Here is a 19,327-nt window from a genome sequence, read left to right as displayed (position 1 = left end):
AATGAAAAACAGGGCGAAAAAATAGGGCAGGCAATGCCCACCCTACAACACACGAGATTCATTCAGACTTATTCTAGGTCAATGGCTCTTGCGAGCCATACCCTTTGATCATTTGAATGCCTGCTGTTAGCGATCGAGTGAAGGTGACACTTGATTTCCAGCACTGCCAACGCTCTTGCCGCGTTTGACCGGCTTGGGCTTGGACGACCCACCACCATTGCCGCCACCGCCATTGCCACCACCGCTATAAGCCGGTGGTTCGTCAACGTGGTCTTGGTTGGAACGCATCCAGGTTGGACGAGTTTGGTCGTATGCCATTTGCAACGCTGCCGCCGCAATTGCATGTGGCTCGTACTCTTCCGACAGTTGCGCCACGATCGGCAGGAAGGATGCCATGCGCTCGCCAACCAGGGCTTCACGAATTTGACCCTGGAGCTTATCGATCTGACGGGCTTCAATTTGAGCGCGGGTCGGAATGGAGACGATTTCCAAACGCTGACGCATGTGATATTCGATGTCACGTAGCTTCCGGCGATCGAGTGAATGCACTAGAGAAATCGCTGTCCCTTCTTTACCCGCCCGTCCGGTACGACCAATGCGGTGAACGTAGTTTTCAACGCTGTCGGGCAAGTCGTAGTTGATCACGTGCGTCAAGTCATCCACATGAATACCGCGAGCGGCAATATCAGTGGCGACAACCCAGCGCACCTGGCGCTGACGGAACCGTAGCAAGAGACGCTCACGCTGACTCTGGCTCAGGTCACCATGATATTCATCCACGCTATGACCAGCGGCTTGCAGTTGACTTGTAAGCTCTGCTGCAGCTTTACGGGTGCGGACGAAAATCAAGGCTGCTTCCGGATCTTCCAGTTCCAGAATGGGCTGAAGGGCGCGTGCCTTTGTCCAGCCGCGGGGGATCATGTAAGCAACTTGATTAATACGGGTCGGTGCGGTCTTGGGCTGCTCGATAGTAACCGTGATCGGCGAGCGCAAGAACTTAGTGACCAGCTTACGCACGGATGGCTCCATCGTGGCAGAGAAGAACGCTGTTTGACGTTCGATCGGTGCCTGGTTGAGAATTTTCTCGACATCCTGGATGAAGCCCATATTGAGCATTTCATCGGCTTCGTCGAGCACCATCCAGCTCAGCTGATCTAGTTTCAAATCGCCACGGCTGAGCAGGTCTAACACCCGTCCAGGCGTACCCACAACAATTTGAGCACCGCGTTCAAGCCGAGAAATTTGCTGATCAATCGCTTGACCACCATAGATAGTGACGACCTTCAGACGACGATCGTCGATGAACCCACGAATCGCTTGACCAACTTGCATTGCCAACTCTCGTGTGGGTGTGAGAATGAGTGCCTGCACGGCTGGTAGTTTGACATCAATCCGATCCAGGATTGGCAACGCAAACGCGGCTGTTTTACCAGTGCCTGTTTGGGCTTGTCCTACAACATCGCGTCCGCAAAGCAGATGAGGGATCGCCTGTGCTTGAATCGCCGTTGGAACCGTAAATTCCATGGCTTCAAGGTGACGAATGCGTGCTTCAGAAAGACCAAGACTATTGAACGAAAGGGTCATTGAATCTCCTATGAGAGTATGAGAGTGAGTAAGCGCAAAGAGTTAACGGCAAAAAACAGGACATGATCAGGCAATGCCAGGTGCATTCATCCTTCAGGTTGAAAACTCAAGGAACAGCCAGTGGCTGTCTGGGGATCACATCAGCCATTGTTGCCACGTGACCATACAGGTCATACACATCGGCATCGGCGATCGCCACGGGCACCAATGTACCCAGTGCCGCGTTGCCCCGCACGTAGACCAGACCATCCACTTCGGGCGAGAAACGAGCAGACCGACCAATCAGTTCACCCGTTTCGGGGTTTTCCTGCTCGATCAGGACATCTACTACCTTGCCCACTTCCGCCCGGTTTCGTTTGAGTGAAATAGGCTGCTGGAGGGTCATGAGGGCATCCCGACGATCGTCCATTACAGACTGAGGTAGCTGATGAGGCAAGTTGTAAGCGGGTGTACCTTCTTCAGCCGAAAAAGTAAACACACCCACATGATCAAACTCGTGACGCTGAACAAACTCCAGCAGATGCTGGAAGTGCTCATCCGTTTCACCGGGGAATCCCACGATGAAAGTGGTTCGCAGTACCGCGTTAGGGAGCGCTGCCTTAATGCGATCGATCACGCCATCATTGACTCGCCCTTGCCACGGACGATTCATTGATCGCAACACCTCTGGATGAGAGTGCTGGAGGGGTAAATCCAGGTAGGGCAAGACATTCGGTGTCTCCTGAATGGCAGCAATGACGCTCGGAGCCAATCCGGTTGGGTAAGCGTAGTGCATCCGAATCCAGGGAATATCAACGTTGCCCAGTGCCCGCAGAAGCTCTGCCAACCGAGGCTCGCCGTAGATATCCAGACCATAGTTGGTGGTGATTTGGGAAATCAAAATAATTTCCCGCACCCCTTCAGAGACCAATCGTTCGGCTTCAGCCACGATGGACTCGATCGGGCGCGATCGTTGCTTTCCTCTTAGATGAGGAATGATACAAAAGGCACAGCGATAGTCGCAGCCTTCTGCAATTCTGAGATAAGCGACGCCTTCAGTCGTGGTGCGATAGCGAGGTGTCGTTTCATCAGCGATGTAGGTCGGCTCTTGAGAGACTTCCTGCACGCGTTCACCAGACTCAGCGCGCTCAATGACATTCACAATCTTATGGTAATCACCTGTACCAACGAGGGCTACGGCTTCTGGCAGCTCCTCCAAGAGCTGCTCTTGAAAATGCTGAGCCATGCAGCCCGTGATCACAATCTTTTTGTCAGCTTCTGCCAGTTCAACCAGCGTACGCACAGACTCCTCACGAGCTGCTTGTATAAAGCTACAGGTGTTGATAATGACGTAATCAGCTAATTCTTCGTTAGCATCAACGTCATAGCCAGCCTGAACCAGGAGCCCCAACATGTGCTCTGTATCAATTCGATTTTTCTCGCAGCCCAAATGTGTAACGGCAATCGTTGGCTTGTTGCCCATGAAATCCTATTTCTGGTGGAGTTGGAAAGGGTTGTGTCAGTCGGTAAGCTGTAGCGATCGCTCATGCGACGGATTAACCCTTCGCCTCAAACTCAATAGCAGCATATACAGCTACTATTCATTGCAATCGCCCAGATGTCAACACTAACTACCATAGCGCAAAAACAGAAATATTACGATACTTTACGCAAACGCCTAAAACCCTTGATGGACATGATGGTGTTGTCAAAGCGTCTTCAGTGAAGGCAAAGTACTCATAAATACTCATACTTGTAATGCTCATCAATCGTAGCGGATGGTGAGTCCAGATGGAGAACCTAATGCCAGGTTTAAACCGATTCACCTTTACAAGCAATACAGGGACACTAAAAAGTTATGATTCTAACAACTAGTCCCTTTCAGACGAGTCCGAATCCTTTACGCACGTGGACTTAACTCAAATTTTCAAGACGCCCAATCCAATTATTGGTGTCGTTCATCTACTGCCGCTGCCAACCTCAGCTCTCTGGGGAGGCAGTTTGAAGGCTGTTATCGATCGCGCTGAGCAAGAGGCAACGGCACTTGCATCGGGTGGTGTGGACGGCATTATTGTCGAAAACTTTTTTGATGCACCCTTTCCTAAAGATCAGGTCGATCCGGCTGTCGTGAGCGCCATGAGCTTAATTGTGCAGCGGTTACAGCAAATGGTGATGTTGCCGATCGGTATTAACGTTTTACGCAATGATGCACGTAGTGCGCTGGCGATCGCCACCTGTACCGAAACACAATTTATTCGGGTAAATGTCCTGACTGGCGTGATGGCAACCGATCAAGGGTTGATTGAAGGCAAAGCGCACGAACTGCTCCGCTATCGGCGAGAACTGGGTAGCGAAGTCAAAATTTTTGCCGATGTGTTGGTCAAGCATGCTCGTCCCCTAAGTTCACCCAATCTTACGGTGGCCGTGCAGGACACGATCGAGCGCGGTTTAGCCGATGCGGTCATTCTGTCCGGTTGGGCAACGGGTAGTCCACCGACGTTAGAAGATCTGGAGCTGGCAACGGCCGCCGCACGCGGTACGCCTGTCTTTATTGGTAGTGGTGCAGACTGGGAAAACATCCCGACGTTGATGCAAGCGGCTGATGGCGTGATCGCCTCGACGTCGCTCAAGCGGCATGGTCGACGTGAGCAGCCGATCGACCCGATCCGCGTGAGTCGTTTTGTGGAGGCCACTCGTCGTAGTGTTGCAGAAATAGAGTTAAAAGCGACTTCACCAGCACCCTTGCCTTCGTGACACACCGTTGTCGTTTTAACCGTCACTAACGTAGAAGTATGGGGCTATGTAACGTCTTGACGCAGCTTGTCGCGCAGTTTTAGGGCGTGAATAAGGCTCAAGACATCGTGCTGCCATATCGGCAGAATGATCGTCATAGCCATCTCTTCCACACTGTTTATGAGGCAAAAAGCAATGGCAAGCCAAAGTGTCTGTGCGTAGCCAAACCCAAATAAGCCAATGGTTGCAATCAATAAAGTGAGTCCCCAAGCTTTTGCAGTCAAGGTATGAAAGCTCGGAAACTTGCCAAATTTAATCAAGCTGATAGCAAACAAGATTAGTTGCGCCACGATCGCCAGCAACAACGGTACGGCAAAGTCAGAAAGGATCGTGGGATAGACCAACCACGCACTCACCGCCACGCAAAGATAGAGGCAAATGTCTGCCCAACTGTCAGCTTGACGTAGCTGCACCGTACTGACGCCTAGACGACGAGCAATGATGCCATCAAATGTATCTGACAGCACGGCAAGGCTGTAGCCAGCGATGAACCAGGTACCTGTGTTGCGATCGAGCGCATCCCATAGTAATAAGGGCGCGATCGCAACACGGAGACCGACTAGAAAGGCAGGAATAAGACTCCAACGACTTGGCTTTTCAACCTCTTTCATCCCAGCCGCGCTCATCGTACGAGGGTTTCCAACGTCTTACCTGGCTGTCGAGGTGTGGCTGCCTTTGCTCGCAATAATTGCCCCAAGCTGGACAGCGCTTTGGCGTACTGAGGATCAGCGGCTGTTGCAACCTGGCGCTTTTGCACTAAGTTTTTTTTCTGGTCATCGGTCAGCCCGACAACGATATCAGGCGTAATGCCAATGTGGTTGATATCGCGGCCTTTGGGTGTGTAGTATTTGGCGATCGTCAGTTTAATCGCAGAGCCATCGCCTAACGGCTGTACAGCCTGCACTAACCCTTTCCCAAACGTGCGTGTTCCAACCAGGGTGGCACGACCGTTATCCTGAAGAGCACCTGCCAGAATCTCACTGGCGCTAGCAGAACCACCGTCTACTAACACGACTAGAGGCTTGTTTGTCAGCGATCGCCCGTCTGTTTCATAGCGTTCTTTGACGGCTTGCCGATTGACCAGAGACACGATCGGGGTTTGCTCCATCCACATACTGGCAATTTTCAGACTCGCATCCAGTAGCCCACCGGGATCAGAGCGCAGATCGAGAACGTAACCCTTGACCTGTTGCTTTTCTAGGGCAAGGATGGCTCGATTCATCTCAGCCGGAGCCGTTTGAGTAAACTCTGGTAAACGGATATAGCCAATCTTGCCAAATTCAGTCATCTCTGTGCGGGATGACACTGGATTAATCGTAATGTTGGCTCTAGTCAGCTTGAACGTCAGATTTTGCTTGCCACGGAGGATCGTTAGCACCACCTGAGTACCTGCTACACCTTTAATTTGCTTGACGGCATCGTTGATGTTCATACCCTGCGTCGATCGTCCATTGATTTTGGTGATCACATCGGCAGGTAAGATGCCCGCAGAGGCGGCAGGTGATTTTTCAATCGGGGCAACAACGGTCAAAGCTTTGGTTTTTCCGTTCGCAGCTAGTTCAAGACCAACCCCTGACAAATTGCCGCTAATTTCAGTATTCAGTGCGTTGTAGGCTTGGGGCTCAAAGAACTCGGTGTAGCGATCGCCGAGTTTAGCGACCATTTGCTGAATCGCCACATACGCCTGCTTTTTAGAACTGTAAGAACGACCGACATAGTCTTGCCGCACTGCTTTCCAGTCCTGCTGGTTGAAGCTGCCATCAACGTAGTTGCGATCGAGAATCTGCCAGACTTGATCCACCAATTGTTTCGGGCCAGGTTGCGGTTCTGCCCAACTCTTGGAAATGCTGGCAGCGCCTGTGACAAGGACGGTTGTAGCCACCATGGCAACAGTGCGGGCAAAAAATTTCTGCGTAGTCATACATTACTCAAGTGAATAGGACTAGGGAGTTTTGCGTTAGCTGCGATCGCAAAGGGAAACAAGCATTTTGGGCGTAGAACGTTAGACTGCCGACTGTGAAAAGAGGTTCAATCGCGATCGAAACAACGTTTGTCAGCGGTTTAATGCTGCTTAGCGCGCAGCTACTGCGACGCAGACAAGCTTTGACCCTTTGTAGCGTTTGGCTGTAACGCTGCGGTTGCTAGCGTGTGGCGTTCAAAAAAAGACCAGATTGTTTGACTGGTATCCAAAAACGATGATTGTCCATAACCACCACCAGGCCAGATGTGACTTGCCCCATTCAGCGCCATCAACGTCACGTCTGAGCCAGACTGACAGTGGGTATACGAAGAAGTCGTGACGCGTTTATCAGCACGTTGCTGTACCGTTACGGGTGCCGAACAGCCATTGTGCTTTTGCCAAAAGCTAAAGACATCAGGGATCGACGGGATCGATAGATTGCGACCGACATGGACAGCGGGTGGTGCGCCACCTTGCCAGGGTACGACAGCATCAGCCGTGCCGTTGATCATCAGCATTGAAACAGGCGTTTGGGACTGACATTTTGCTTGAAACTGTTCTGGTAATAATGCTGCGACTGTGGCAAAGGCAGCAATTTGACCGGGATTTTCACATGCTAGCTTTTGCACCAGGATGCCACCATTCGAAAGTCCCGTTGCGTAGATGCGTTGGCGATCGATCACGCGAATCTGTCCCAAATGGGCAATCAGCGCTTGCACAAAGGCCGCATTATCTTCTTTCGTTGCGGCCTGTTCCGAAACATTCCATTTAGCGTTCAGACCATCCGGGTAGACCACCAGAAAACCCTTCTGATTCGCCAGTTGATTCAATCCTGTATGTGCTGCCATATCTTTACCCTGCCCTTCTGACTCATGGAAGGCCAGAACGAGAGGCAACGACTGACCCGGTTGGTATGACGGTGGCGTATGCAGATAGTACGTTCGCCGTTGCCCTTGATCGCTCAATGCTCCAACAAAATCTGTCTGTGCGGGTTGATGGGCAGACGCACTCATCGATTGAGCCGATGGCGATGCTAGGCTCTGAGGTGTGACTCCTTTGGACAGCTCTTGTGGTTCCGGTTGCAGGTGGTAGCCCGCTGCCAAACCGAGTAAAAGCGCTGCAGGAAACAACTTAATCAGAACATGCTTTGGCAAGGGAAAATTCATGATGAGGCGTGACAGGTTCGTAATTGAACTGTATAGCTGAAAGACTGTATAGCTGAAAGACTGTGTTGGCTGCAAACACAGCGCACCCATACAACAGCGGGTTGAGTATCAGGCATAGTAACCTGCAGTTGCCAAACCAACGAACCGTCAAGGTTATAGTGCCAGCTTAAAACGGCGAATAGACCCTCAGAACCTCCTCTCGGTAGATTGCCTGCAGTCAGCTGTCGCTCATTGATGCTCCCAAAAGCTTAGCGTCCGTAGCTTAGACGGCAGATAGACTCAAACCGTTCAGTGCATGTCAGTTTCTTTTGGTAGACCAGAGTGGCACAAAGCCATGACATGACGATCGGGCTCATGTGGTAAAAGCAGTTGATAAACTTTTAGGGCGATCGTGTCATGGAGTCCTGGCGATCGTGGCATAGCCGTAGTGTAGAACGCGCTAATCAGAGAGAATAGAGTACAAGTTCCTGGTGCATAAGTATGACCTGCTGCCTCAACCCAGACTGCCAGCATCCCAAAAACGCCGATGATGCTGAATTCTGCCTTAGCTGTGGTATTAAGCTAATCCCGCTGTTGAGAGGACGTTACCGCGTCATGCGACCGATCGGGCAAGGGGGGTTTGGCAAAACGTACCTGGCAGTAGACGACGATCGGCTCAAAGCAAAGTGCGTCATCAAGCAGTTTTCACCCCAGCTACAGGGCACAAAGTCGCTTGAAAAAGCAGTCCAGCTCTTTGAGCAAGAGGCAGTGCGGCTTTATGAACTGGGCGAACATCCCCAAATCCCAGCGCTGTTAGCGTATTTTGAACACGATAAACGCCTTTACCTGGTGCAGCAATTTATTGAAGGCAATACGCTACTGCAAGAAATGGCACAAAACGGCGTGTTTATCGAGCAACGCATCCGTGAAGTGCTGGCAGGCATCCTGCCCATTCTCAAATTCGTCCACGATCATCAAGTCATCCATCGGGACATTACCCCATCCAATATTATTCGTCGCAAGTTTGACAATAAGCTAGTGCTGATTGATTTTGGCGTTGCCAAGCTGCTGTCGGCAGAAACGGCTGCTCAACCGGGTACAAAAATTGGCACTGAAGGTTATGCGCCGATCGAGCAGTTGCGCAGCGGCAAAGCGTATCCCTCCAGCGATATCTATAGTTTGGGGGCGACCTGTCTTTTTCTGATGACGCAGATCAAACCAGAGGACCTCTACGATCCACTAGAAGGACGCTGGCTCTGGCGAGAACGCCTGGGTGAAAAGGGGCGAACCATGAGCGAACCGATCGCGCAAATCTTAGACAAAATGCTGAAAGATTTGGTCAGCGAACGTTACCCCTCTGCGGATGCTGTGATGAAAGATTTGCGAACCGCGTTATCACGCCCCCCGATCGCAGCCAGCAGAAATACCGCTGCCCAACCGCCTGCTGTAGCGTGGCCCTCTCAGCCGCCAACAGGTAAGCAATTAAACAGTCAACCGAACGCGAACCAACCGAACGCGAACCAACCGAACCTTAGTCAGCCACGTGTATCGAATCAGCCCGGTCTATCGGGTGCACCAGCCTCCAGGGCACCGCTTTCCAGGCAGCCCGTCTCAGGTGCGCAGAAGTGGCACTGCATCCATACTCTAACCGGACATTCCCGCTGGGTGACAGCCGTCGCGATTAGCCCTGATGCGCAGACGATCGCCAGCGGTGGTTTGGATGACAGTATTAAACTCTGGGAACGCTCAACTGGCATATTATTGCGTACGCTAACGGGACATCACAAACCCATCAACTGCCTGAGCATTAGCCCCGATGGGCAAACCCTGGTCAGTGGCAGCGATGATGATACCATCCGCCTCTGGCAACTAGCCGATGGCAAACTGCTACGAACCCTGACTGGGCACACCAGAGATGTGAATTCGGTTGTCATTAGTACTGATGGGCAACTGCTGGCTAGCGGCAGTGAAGACCGTACGGTGCGGCTGTGGAAATTAGCAACCGGTGAGGCCTTGCGTTCCTTTTCAGGTTTAGCTGGCATGGTGCGATCGGTGGCTCTCAGCCCCAACGGTCAATTTCTGGTCAGCGGTGGATTGGATAACCAGATTAAGCTGTGGAGCCTGAAAACAAATGAGCCAGTCCGCACTTTGCCGAACGGGCACTTTAATTCAGTCAACGCAGTGGTGATTGCACCCGATGGCAAGACGCTCGTCAGCGGTAGCAAGGACAAAACCATCAAGGTGTGGGATCTGGCTACCGCTACTGTGGTGCGTACTCTGTCTGGACATATGGATTCGGTGAACGCGATCGCCCTGAGCAGCGATGGCAAACTCCTGGTAAGCGGCAGTAGCGATACCACAATCAAACTCTGGAATCTGGAAACCGGTAATCTGATCGGCACCTTGACCGAACACATTAGCGCTGTGAATGCGGTCGCCCTTGCTCATGATGGACGCGTTCTTGTGAGCGGCAGTTCGGATAGCAAGGTGAAGGTATGGCAGTTGGGGCTCTAGATAGATCTTTTCGATCTCAGGCGGACGGGTGAGGGAATCCTGTCTTAATTATGGGTAGTCTGTAGGATATCCATTCATCAGCACGCTCATGGACTCTGCCCATTTCCCCTATGGGAAGATGCACTACTTCTTCAGGAAGGCCGAGCATGCGAGATGGCAACGTCAGGAGAGTAAACGCCACATCCTGCGATCGCAGTTGGGTTTTAATGAGGTAACCCCATCGCGCCCTAAAGCCTGTGTGGGTTGTGCAAATTATCACGGGATGGCCTATGGCTACAGCCGCGAAGCGAGAACAACCCTGATTTGTGGGTTTCATCCCCACGGTTGGCAGAGTGATACGACCTGTCCCGATTGGTGTGGCGCTCACTGACGTGCAAAGTTAGCTAGAGTGGTTGGCAGCTTATCTGCATCCACCCTTCTGCTGCGAGGTCTGTTTTGGCTCGGTTCACCTCCCGTTTGTCTTCAAAGCAAGCAAAATCAAGTTCTCGTCCGCGATCGCTCCCGCCAACTCAGGCCGATCACTCCCCAAAGGCTCACCCACTTAAACGCTTGCTGGACTACGGCCAGAACTATCACAGGCAAGTGCGTTGGGCGATCGCCTGTTCGATTCTGAACAAAGTGTTTGACCTGACTCCTTCGGCGCTGATTGGCACGGCGATCGACATTGTCGTGCAGCAGCAGCGATCGGTGTTTGGTCGTTTAGGTATTCAGAACCTGTTTACTCAGTTGGTGATCCTGTCGCTCTTGACGTTTAGCATTTGGGGTTTGGAGTCTGCCTTTCAGTATGCGTACGATCGTCTGTGGCGTAATTTGGCGCAAAATATCCAGCACAACTTGCGGTTAGATGCTTATGCCCATCTACAGGAATTAGAGCTGGCCTACTTTGAAGAACGCAGTACGGGTGAACTACTGTCGATTCTCAATGATGATATTAATCAGCTAGAACGGTTTCTCAACGGTGGGGCAAATGACCTTCTGCAAGTCAGCACCACTGCCATTATTATCAGTAGCGTCTTTTTTATTCTGGCTCCCAGCGTGGCATGGATGGCAATGCTCCCCATGCCGTTTATCGTTTGGGGTTCAGTCATTTTTCAACGCCGACTCGCGCCCCGCTATGCCGACATGCGCGAGAAAGTGGGCTTGCTAAACGGTCGGCTGTCGAACAATCTGAGCGGCATCACAACCATCAAAAGCTTTGCCACTGAAGCGTACGAAACAGAACGCATTGCCCGTGACAGTGAAGCCTATCGCCAGAGCAACCGACGCGCGATCACTCTCAGTGCAGCTTTTATTCCACTCATCCGCATGTTGGTGCTGGTGGGCTTTTTAGCAACGCTACTTTACGGCGGCAAGTTGGCGATCGCGGGTTCACTTTCTGTGGGCAGCTATAGCGTGTTGATCTTCCTGACCCAATCGCTATTGTGGCCCTTGACGCGGCTGGGCGAAACCTTTGACCTCTATCAACGGGCAATGGCCTCGACGAAGCGGGTGATGGATTTACTAGATACACCGATCGCGATTCACTCTGGGCATTTGGCGTTGGGGGAGAGCGGTCAGCGGTCAGCGATCAGCGGTCAGCGGTCAGCGGTCAGCGATCAGGCATCAGTAACTGGTCCTTTACGGACAACTAACAACCAAACAACGTCTTCAAATCAAAACTCATCACTCATCACTCAAAACTCCTCTATTCAGGGCGATATCCATCTTCACGACGTCACCTTTGCCTATGCCGATCGTGAGCCAGTGATCGAACGGCTTTCGTTACATATTCCAGCTGGCGAAACCACTGCGATCGTGGGTGCAACGGGATCGGGCAAAAGTACCCTTGTGAAACTGCTGCTGCGACTTTATGAAGTGCAATCAGGCACCATCACGTTGGATGGGGTTGATCTGCGGGATTTAGCTTTACCCGCTTTGCGACGAGCGATCGGCTGGGTCAATCAGGATGTCTTCTTGTTTCATGGCACGGTGGCAGAAAACATTGCCTATGGGAGCTTTGAGGCTACGTCAGACGAGATCATTGCGGCAGCGGAAATTGCCGAGGCGCATGAGTTCATCCAACAGCTACCCCAGGGTTACGACACGATCGTGGGTGAACGGGGGCAAAAGCTATCGGGTGGACAACGGCAGCGCCTGGCGATCGCCCGTGCCATTCTCAAAGATCCACCGATCTTGATTTTGGACGAAGCAACCTCTGCGGTTGATAACGAGACGGAAGCTGCTATTCAGCGATCGCTGGAACGCATTACGGTCGGGCGCACGACGATCGCGATCGCCCACCGCTTATCTACCGTTCGCAATGCCAACTGTATCTATGTGATGGCACAGGGCAAGATTGCCGAGCGCGGACAGCACGACAGGCTCTTGCAGCAGCAGGGTATCTACGCCAGCCTGTGGCAAATCCAAACGGGATCAAAATGAGGTTTTCTTGCACCGACGATCATGAGCAAACCCCGTTCGACAAGCTTGAACATCACAAAGTTGAACCCAACAGCAGTCAGAAAACCGGGTAGCTACAGCGGACCAAGCGCCAGCGTTTTCACCTTCTTAGTGCCCTTTGGAGGTGTAAAGGTAAACGTCTTGATATTGACTGGCGCGATCGCGGTGCGGCTCAAAAGGCGCTCGACCATTGTAATATCCGAGTCTTCGTACTTTCCAGTAATCTGCAACCGCTTGAGTATGGCGGACTCCGGCTCGACAAACGCACTTAAAAGGAAGCCTTGTTGCGTATCTTTGTACTCGTAGGCATAGAAATTCTCGCTCTCAACGGTGCGAGGGCCTCCCTTCAAAGCGTTCAATTCCAAACCCATGGTTTGCAATAGGTCAGGATCAGATAGGGTACTTTTTGCCACAGCCGCTTTCGCCTCTGGCGGCGTTTGCGCAAACATTGTAGTGGCAAAACCAATCCAGTAGCTATCTTCTAGTTGGTCAAATTTTTCGTAAGTGAAAACGGCGTACTGTTTTAAATCGACGCGATACACCCACACACGTGTTCCGTCCGAAACAATCAGTGTTTTAACTTGAGTTGGTTCTCCTGGTTTGGCAAACGAGATCTCCGTCCGAAACTTGTTAGGGAATTGAGACGTTGTCTGAATTTGAGCATCTGCCGTCACTGTCGAAGTGCCAATGACAGCATTCACATGCATTTTAGATTGGGTTTGGTAGTCATCACCCTTGAGAAACCCCACAATGACTTTGGCCAGAAGCGAAAGGTTAGGGCTATTGCCAACTTGACTGAGCCGTTGAGTTGGTAGGGAGAACGGTGGCTCTCCCCTCTGCTGCTGAGGGAGCGATCGATCAGGGTGCTGCTGTACTAGGTCGGAAGGCGTTGGTAACCGAAACGTCCCCGATCGCGCCGAAACGGTTTCACCCAGCAGCATAACGGTACCGATAGCAGCGATCGTACGAAAGATGAATGGCATGAGCTTAGCGATCAATTTCGCTAGGATTCTAACCTGCTCCGCTCAGCGATGGTATAAAAAGCATTTTTCTGTCGGGACGCTATATATAATGTCCCGACAGGAGAAGACAACCGCTTTGAACCACAGCTTATTTAAACGCCGCTTTGCCTGCAAACCGTGCTGATTTACCCAGTTGACGTTCAATACGCAGCAGTTGGTTAAACTTAGCCACGCGTTCACCCCGGCAACCGGAACCTGTTTTGATTTGTCCGGCACTGGTGGCAACCGCCAGATCAGCGATCGTTGTATCTTCTGACTCGCCGGAGCGATGAGACACAAAATACTTGTAGTTGTTCTTGCCTGCGAGTTCGATCGTGTCCAGCGTTTCTGTCAAAGTACCAATCTGGTTCACTTTGATTAACACCGAGTTCGCCACACCGGCCTCAATGCCTTCAGCAAGAATTTTGGTGTTGGTGCAGAACAGGTCATCACCAACCAGTTCAACCGTATCGCCGATCGTGTCTGTTAATAGCTTCCAGCCTTGCCAATCGTTTTCGCCCATACCGTCTTCTAGAGAGGCGATCGGGTACTGCCGTGCCCAGGATGCCCACAGATCAACCATTTCTTCCGATGTTTTGGTGGATTGGTCAGACTTGAAGAAAACGTACTTACCGTCTTTCCACATTTCGCTCGTAGCAGGATCAAGACAGATGGAAATATCATCACCAGGTTTATAGCCGGCTTTCTCAATAGCTTCTAAAATCACTTCGACCGCTTCGACGTTTGACTTCAGGTTGGGGGCAAACCCACCTTCATCACCTACACCTGTACTCAAGCCCTTCTTGTTAAGGATTGACTTGAGGGCGTGAAACGTTTCCATCCCCATCCGAATCGCCTCTGTAAACGACGGCGCATTATGGGGCGCAATCATAAACTCCTGAAAGTCCACCGTATTATCAGCATGGCTACCGCCGTTGATGACGTTCATACAGGGCACGGGCAGCAGCGACGCATTGATACCACCCAGGTAACGGTAGAGCGGCAGTTGCTGATAGTTTGCGGCCGCTCTAGCTACCGCCAGCGAGATGGCGAGAATGGCATTTGCGCCCATTGCGGCTTTGTTGGGTGTGCCGTCTAGTTCAATCATGGCAAGGTCGATCGCGCGCTGCTCGGTGACATTCATGCCCACGAGTTCAGGCGCTAGTTTGTGATTGGCATTTTCAACTGCCTGAAGGACGCCTTTACCGCCATAACGCTTCGGGTCGCCATCACGTAGTTCTACCGCTTCTTTCTCACCCGTCGAGGCGCCTGAGGGTACGATCGCCGATCCCTCGGTGCCATCCTCCAGCACAACGCGTGCTTCAACGGTAGGATTACCGCGTGAGTCCAGCACTTCGCTCGCGATGATTTCCTCGATGTACATGCTAACTACTCCTTTCGGGTTGAGTGGGAACGTTGTCTAGAACAGCATCGATTGACGTGATCAGGTCTTATTTAGACCCCGGTTTTGTCTAGACATCGTACAGCACGATGCCTACTTACAGGAGTACTACAGGCAACAGATAAGCTTGAGAAGCCAGCGGCAGCAGCGGCAAGTATCGATCGGGCAGTGGTGGATTAGCCGTTTTGGCTCCTTTGTCCTTGAAGCTTACGTTCAAGCACTCGTCTGATAGCCCATGTTAATGATGGGAATCCTACTTTGTGTCCCGTGCTGCTAAACCTTAAGCTTACCTAAAGTTAAAATTAAGGATTAAACTGTGACGAATAAAGCATACGGCGGTTTCGACCATTGAATGTTCTGGTGAGCGTGTAGCGATGCTTACAGCCATCAGATTAGGGTGTATTATTTCTCGTCAAATCAATCTAGCCAAGCAAGTGGTTCGGCCAGTTGTTTCTACCCACACGTCTCGACGCAGCCATTGCTGAATCTATGCTTTTAAACTACTGATGCCCACGTTTTCATCAAATTTTGAACCAACGGTTAACGCTGCTGCCGGTCAGAGTGTGGCTGGCGCTGAGCAGCAGGCAGAAGCGGATCTCTTACAGGGGATTATGCTGGCGATCGCGGGCACGCAGGAGATTGATCGGGTGCTAAGCGTGGCGCTGCAGCACATTTGCCAGAGCCTGGGCTGGATCTTCGCCGAAGCCTGGGTGCCCAACACGTCGCAAACTCAGCTGGAATGCAGTGCTGCCTGGTATAGCAGTGCAGCCAACCTGCAAACCTTTAGGGCGGCTAGCGAACAGGCTGTCTTTGCGCCTGGAGAGGGGCTCCCAGGTCGTGTGTGGCTGTACAAGCAGCCGGAGTGGATTCCCGATGTGACGCGATCGCCTGACCATGAGTTTTTGCGGGCTCAGCTTGCCCAGGCGGCCCAACTACAGGCAGCGCTGGCGGTACCTGTGTTCGCTGATGAAACATTCATCGCTACCATCGTCTTTTTTCTACCGGCATCGCGTCCGGAAGACGAAGAGGCTGTGCGGGTTGTGTCTCGTACAGCGGCACAGCTCGGTCGTATGCTGCAGTACCAGCAAGCCGAAGCCGCGTGTGAACAGAGCCAGCGACGGTTATCCACGTTAATTAACTCGCTGCCAGGAATTGTCTTTACAGGCGGCAATGATCCTGCCTGGACGATGCTTTATCTCAGTGATGGTTGCCTGTCCATCACTGGCTATAGCAGTGAAGAACTGGCTGGAAGGAAACGGCAGATCACGTATAACGACATCTGTCACCCCTGTGATTTGCCGTTACTGTTGCGTACGATCGATCGCGCGATCGCCGGTCACGAACCGTATGAGGTTGAATACCGGATTTACACGAAAGCGGGTCAGGAAAAATGGCTGTGGGAGAAAGGGCACGGACTTTATGGCGCAAGGGGCGAAGTGCTCGGCATTGAAGGCTTTATTACCGACATTACCGAGCTAAAGCAAGCTGAAAAAGCCTTACGTGAAAATGAAGCTTTCCTGAGACTGTTGCTCGATAATTTGCCCCTCGCGATCTTTTGGAAGGATACCCACTCGGTTTATTTGGGATGCAACAGACACTTTGCCGACAGCGTGGCGATTGGCTCGGTTGACAACATTCTTGGCAAAACTGATGATGAATTGCCCTACGATCGCACGCTAGTCAATCATTTTCAGCAGCAAGACTGTCAAGTGGTCGCCTCTGGCACCCCGCTTTTGGGCCTTGTTGAAGCAATCACGTTCGCTAATCAACAGCAGCATTGGTCACAGATCAATAAAATTCCAATTCATGATGCTGATGGTATGGTCATTGGTGTGCTGGGCACGATCGAAGACATTACTGAGCAGCGTCAAAGAGAAAGCCTGATCCAGACTCAACTGGCAGCGATCGAAGCCTCCACTGAAGGGATTGCTTTGCTGGATGTGAGCGGAGCCTTTGTGTACCTCAACCAGGCTCATGCACAACTCTTTGGCTACGACCACACAGCTGCCTTGATTGGCAAAAACTGGCGGCTTTTGCATGGCTCTACTGCGGTGCAGCGCTACGAGTCTGAAATCGTCCCAGCCTTGCAGCAGTATGGGCGCTGGCAAGGCGATGCGATTGCCCAACGGCGAGACGGTAGCACCTTTGCTGAAGAACTGTCTGTGACGCTCTTGAAGGATGGCTTGCTGTGTGTTTGTCGGGATGTCAGCGAACGTAAACAGGCGGAAGCAGCCCTTAAGCAAGCTGAGGAAAAGTATCGCAGCATTTTTGAAAATGCGGTTGAGGGGATCTTTCAAACCACCCCTGAAGGGCATTACCTGACTGCTAACTCAATGCTGGCGAAGCTTTATGGCTACGACTCGCCGCACGCTCTCATCACTGGCCTCACCGATATCCGCCAGCAGCTCTACGTCGATGCACAGCGACGGGATGAATTTAGCCAGTTGCTACAAGCACAAGATGCCGTTTTAGATTTTGAGTCACAAGTGTACCGCCGTGATGGCAGCATTATTTGGATTTCAGAAAATGCCCGCGCGATCCGCGACCAGACAGGTCAACTGGTTGGTTATGAGGGCACCGTCGAAGACATCACCCAACGCAAACAGGCGGAAGCTGAACTGCACCAGCGAGACAGCTTGCTGCAAGGCGTTGCCACTGCCATGACCTATTTGTTGACTGACACCAACTATGAGGTGGCGATCGCCAACGTGCTGCAAACCTTGGGAGAGGCTGCTGGGGTCGATCGCGTCTACATCCTCGAAAATCATCCCCATCCCGAAACGGGTGAGTTGGCGATGAGCGTTCGCTACGAATGGGTGCGAGACTCCATTCTGCCAACCCTTCAGCAACCGCACTGGCAGAACCAATCCTATCGTGCGGCTGGCCTGCTTGATTGGTATGAGGCGCTCTCAAGGGGGCAGTCGATCAGTGGCAGCGTTGATGAGTTCTCGGCGATACAGCAAGACCTGCTGCAGTTGGATGAGATTCTGTCCGTTTTGCTGGTACCCATTCTCATTGATGGTCAGTTCTGGGGCTTCATTGGCTTTGACGACTGCCGCACCCAACGCAGTTGGTCCAGCAATGAAGAATCGATTCTAGTAGCGATGGCTGCCAGCATTGGCGGTGCGCTGAAACGACAGCAAGCAGAGACCACCATTCGCTATCAAGCGTTTCATGACCTCTTAACTGGCTTGCCCAACCGGATGCTGTTCAACGATCGACTCCCCCTGGCACTGGCCAATGCGTCTCGTACAGATACCGCTCTGGCGGTGATGTTCCTTGACCTGGATCGGTTTAAAACAATTAACGATACGTTGGGACACGCGATCGGCGACCAGCTTTTGCAAGGAGTTGCTCTACGGCTCGCGCATTGTCTTCGAGAAGGTGACACGATCGCCCGCTGGGGAGGCGATGAATTTACGCTCCTGCTGCCACAAATCGGCAGTGCTGAAGATGCGGCAAAAGCCGCTCAACGACTGGGCGAGGCGCTCAAACCAGGCTTCGATCTGGAAACACACGAACTCCATATCAGCTGCAGCATTGGCATTGCTCTGTATCCGCACGATGGCGAAGACGCTCAGACCTTACTAAAACATGCCGATGCTGCCCTATACCGTGTGAAAGAACAAGGTCGGAACGGTTACCAGATGTATACGCCTGCTATTAACTCTCAGGCATCGGCGTTACTAGCGCTTGAAAGTAGCCTGCACCACGCCTTAGAGCGCGATGAGTTTGTACTGTACTACCAGCCCCAGATCAACGTTAACACCGGAGCCGTGACGGCGATGGAAGCGTTGATTCGCTGGCAGCATCCAGAATTAGGGTCGATCGCACCGTCTACGTTCATTCCCTTAGCCGAAGAAAACGGTTTGATTGTACCAATTGGCGAATGGGTGTTACGTACAGCTTGCGCACAAAACAAAGCTTGGCAAGGGGCTGGGCTCCCACCACTGCGGATGGGGGTGAATCTTTCGGCGCGACAATTTCAGCAACCTCACCTGGTGGAAACGGTGGCTCAACTGCTAGCGCAGACTCAACTCGACCCTTGCTACCTGGAATTGGAAATTACCGAAACCATCGCGATGCAAAACGTAGCAGCCACCACGTCAATGCTTAAAGAGTTGCAAGCATTGGGTGTCCATATTTCTCTGGATGACTTTGGCACTGGCTATTCGTCGCTCGGCTACCTGAAGCGCTTTCCGCTGAACACCATCAAAATCGATCAGTCTTTTGTACATGAAGTGACGAGCGACCCACATGATGCCGCGATCGTCAATGCAGTGCTTGCCTTGGGACGTGGGCTGAACCTGCACGTCATTGCTGAAGGGGTTGAAACGGCCGCGCAATTGGATTACCTGCGATCGTGCCAATGCGAAGAAATGCAGGGCTATCTGTTTAGCCACCCCATGCCAGCGGCAACAGCCACCCAATGGTTGCACACGCATCACTCCAGAGCGTTGTTCCGGGTGTTGTAGGATGCCAGCAACCGCTTAATCCAAGGGCACATCCC

12 protein-coding genes are annotated in these 19,327 nt (G+C 52.1%); 5 read left to right on the top strand and 7 right to left on the bottom strand.

The window, feature by feature from the left end; translation table 11 throughout:
- Positions 1-126: 126 nt before the first annotated feature.
- Together C7B82_RS06000 and rimO are read right to left on the bottom strand one after the other, a co-directional pair.
- Complete coding sequence (locus tag C7B82_RS06000; RefSeq protein WP_106255397.1) at positions 127-1,584, bottom strand: DEAD/DEAH box helicase; 1,458 nt, start codon at positions 1,582-1,584, stop codon at positions 127-129.
- A gap of 106 nt (positions 1,585-1,690) precedes the next feature.
- Positions 1,691-3,046 carry a 30S ribosomal protein S12 methylthiotransferase RimO gene (gene rimO, locus C7B82_RS05995; protein ID WP_106255396.1) on the bottom strand — a complete coding sequence of 452 codons (1,356 nt, stop codon included), beginning with the start codon at positions 3,044-3,046 and terminating at the stop codon, positions 1,691-1,693.
- A 425-nt stretch (positions 3,047-3,471) separates the two neighbouring features.
- Between rimO and btpA the strand changes: the two genes are divergently transcribed.
- Positions 3,472-4,317 carry a photosystem I biogenesis protein BtpA gene (gene btpA / locus C7B82_RS05990; RefSeq protein WP_106255395.1) on the top strand — a complete coding sequence of 282 codons (846 nt, stop codon included), beginning with the start codon at positions 3,472-3,474 and terminating at the stop codon, positions 4,315-4,317.
- A 44-nt stretch (positions 4,318-4,361) separates the two neighbouring features.
- Here btpA and C7B82_RS05985 read toward each other — a convergent pair whose 3' ends face one another.
- The 3 genes from C7B82_RS05985 to C7B82_RS05975 form a co-directional block, all read right to left on the bottom strand.
- Positions 4,362-4,967 (bottom strand): CDP-alcohol phosphatidyltransferase family protein, encoded by a 606-nt coding sequence (locus C7B82_RS05985; RefSeq protein WP_106255427.1) that lies wholly within the window; start codon positions 4,965-4,967, stop codon positions 4,362-4,364.
- 11 nt (positions 4,968-4,978) lie between these two features.
- Positions 4,979-6,277, bottom strand: a complete 1,299-nt coding sequence (locus C7B82_RS05980) for a S41 family peptidase (RefSeq protein WP_106255394.1) — start codon at positions 6,275-6,277, stop codon at positions 4,979-4,981.
- 161 nt (positions 6,278-6,438) lie between these two features.
- Positions 6,439-7,470 carry an extracellular catalytic domain type 1 short-chain-length polyhydroxyalkanoate depolymerase gene (locus C7B82_RS05975; RefSeq protein ID WP_181357365.1) on the bottom strand — a complete coding sequence of 344 codons (1,032 nt, stop codon included), beginning with the start codon at positions 7,468-7,470 and terminating at the stop codon, positions 6,439-6,441.
- Positions 7,471-7,962: 492 nt separating this feature from the next.
- On the opposite strand from C7B82_RS05975, the gene C7B82_RS05970 reads away from it, so the two are divergent.
- From C7B82_RS05970 to C7B82_RS05960, 3 genes are all read left to right on the top strand, one after another.
- Positions 7,963-9,975 carry a serine/threonine-protein kinase gene (locus tag C7B82_RS05970; protein ID WP_106255392.1) on the top strand — a complete coding sequence of 671 codons (2,013 nt, stop codon included), beginning with the start codon at positions 7,963-7,965 and terminating at the stop codon, positions 9,973-9,975.
- Between the two features lie 88 nt (positions 9,976-10,063).
- Positions 10,064-10,345 (top strand): hypothetical protein, encoded by a 282-nt coding sequence (locus tag C7B82_RS05965; protein ID WP_219904070.1) that lies wholly within the window; start codon positions 10,064-10,066, stop codon positions 10,343-10,345.
- Between the two features lie 86 nt (positions 10,346-10,431).
- Positions 10,432-12,396 (top strand): ABC transporter ATP-binding protein, encoded by a 1,965-nt coding sequence (locus C7B82_RS05960; RefSeq protein WP_106255391.1) that lies wholly within the window; start codon positions 10,432-10,434, stop codon positions 12,394-12,396.
- Between the two features lie 92 nt (positions 12,397-12,488).
- On the opposite strand, the gene C7B82_RS05955 is transcribed toward C7B82_RS05960, so the two are convergent.
- Together C7B82_RS05955 and eno are read right to left on the bottom strand one after the other, a co-directional pair.
- Positions 12,489-13,397: a hypothetical protein gene (locus C7B82_RS05955; RefSeq protein WP_106255390.1), complete on the bottom strand. Its 909-nt coding sequence runs from the start codon at positions 13,395-13,397 to the stop codon at positions 12,489-12,491.
- 127 nt (positions 13,398-13,524) lie between these two features.
- A complete protein-coding gene (gene eno, locus C7B82_RS05950; RefSeq protein WP_106255389.1) occupies positions 13,525-14,799 on the bottom strand; it encodes a phosphopyruvate hydratase in 1,275 nt (424 codons plus the stop codon).
- A gap of 524 nt (positions 14,800-15,323) precedes the next feature.
- Between eno and C7B82_RS05945 the strand changes: the two genes are divergently transcribed.
- The gene (locus C7B82_RS05945; RefSeq protein WP_106255388.1) at positions 15,324-19,292 is read left to right on the top strand and encodes an EAL domain-containing protein; all 3,969 of its coding nucleotides are present in this window, start codon (positions 15,324-15,326) and stop codon (positions 19,290-19,292) included.
- Positions 19,293-19,327 lie beyond the last annotated feature (35 nt).

The sequence above is a fragment of the Stenomitos frigidus ULC18 genome (assembly GCF_003003795.1).
In the GTDB taxonomy this organism is placed as follows: domain Bacteria; phylum Cyanobacteriota; class Cyanobacteriia; order Leptolyngbyales; family Leptolyngbyaceae; genus Stenomitos; species Stenomitos frigidus_A.
This window is presented reverse-complemented; position numbering and strand designations above follow the sequence as displayed.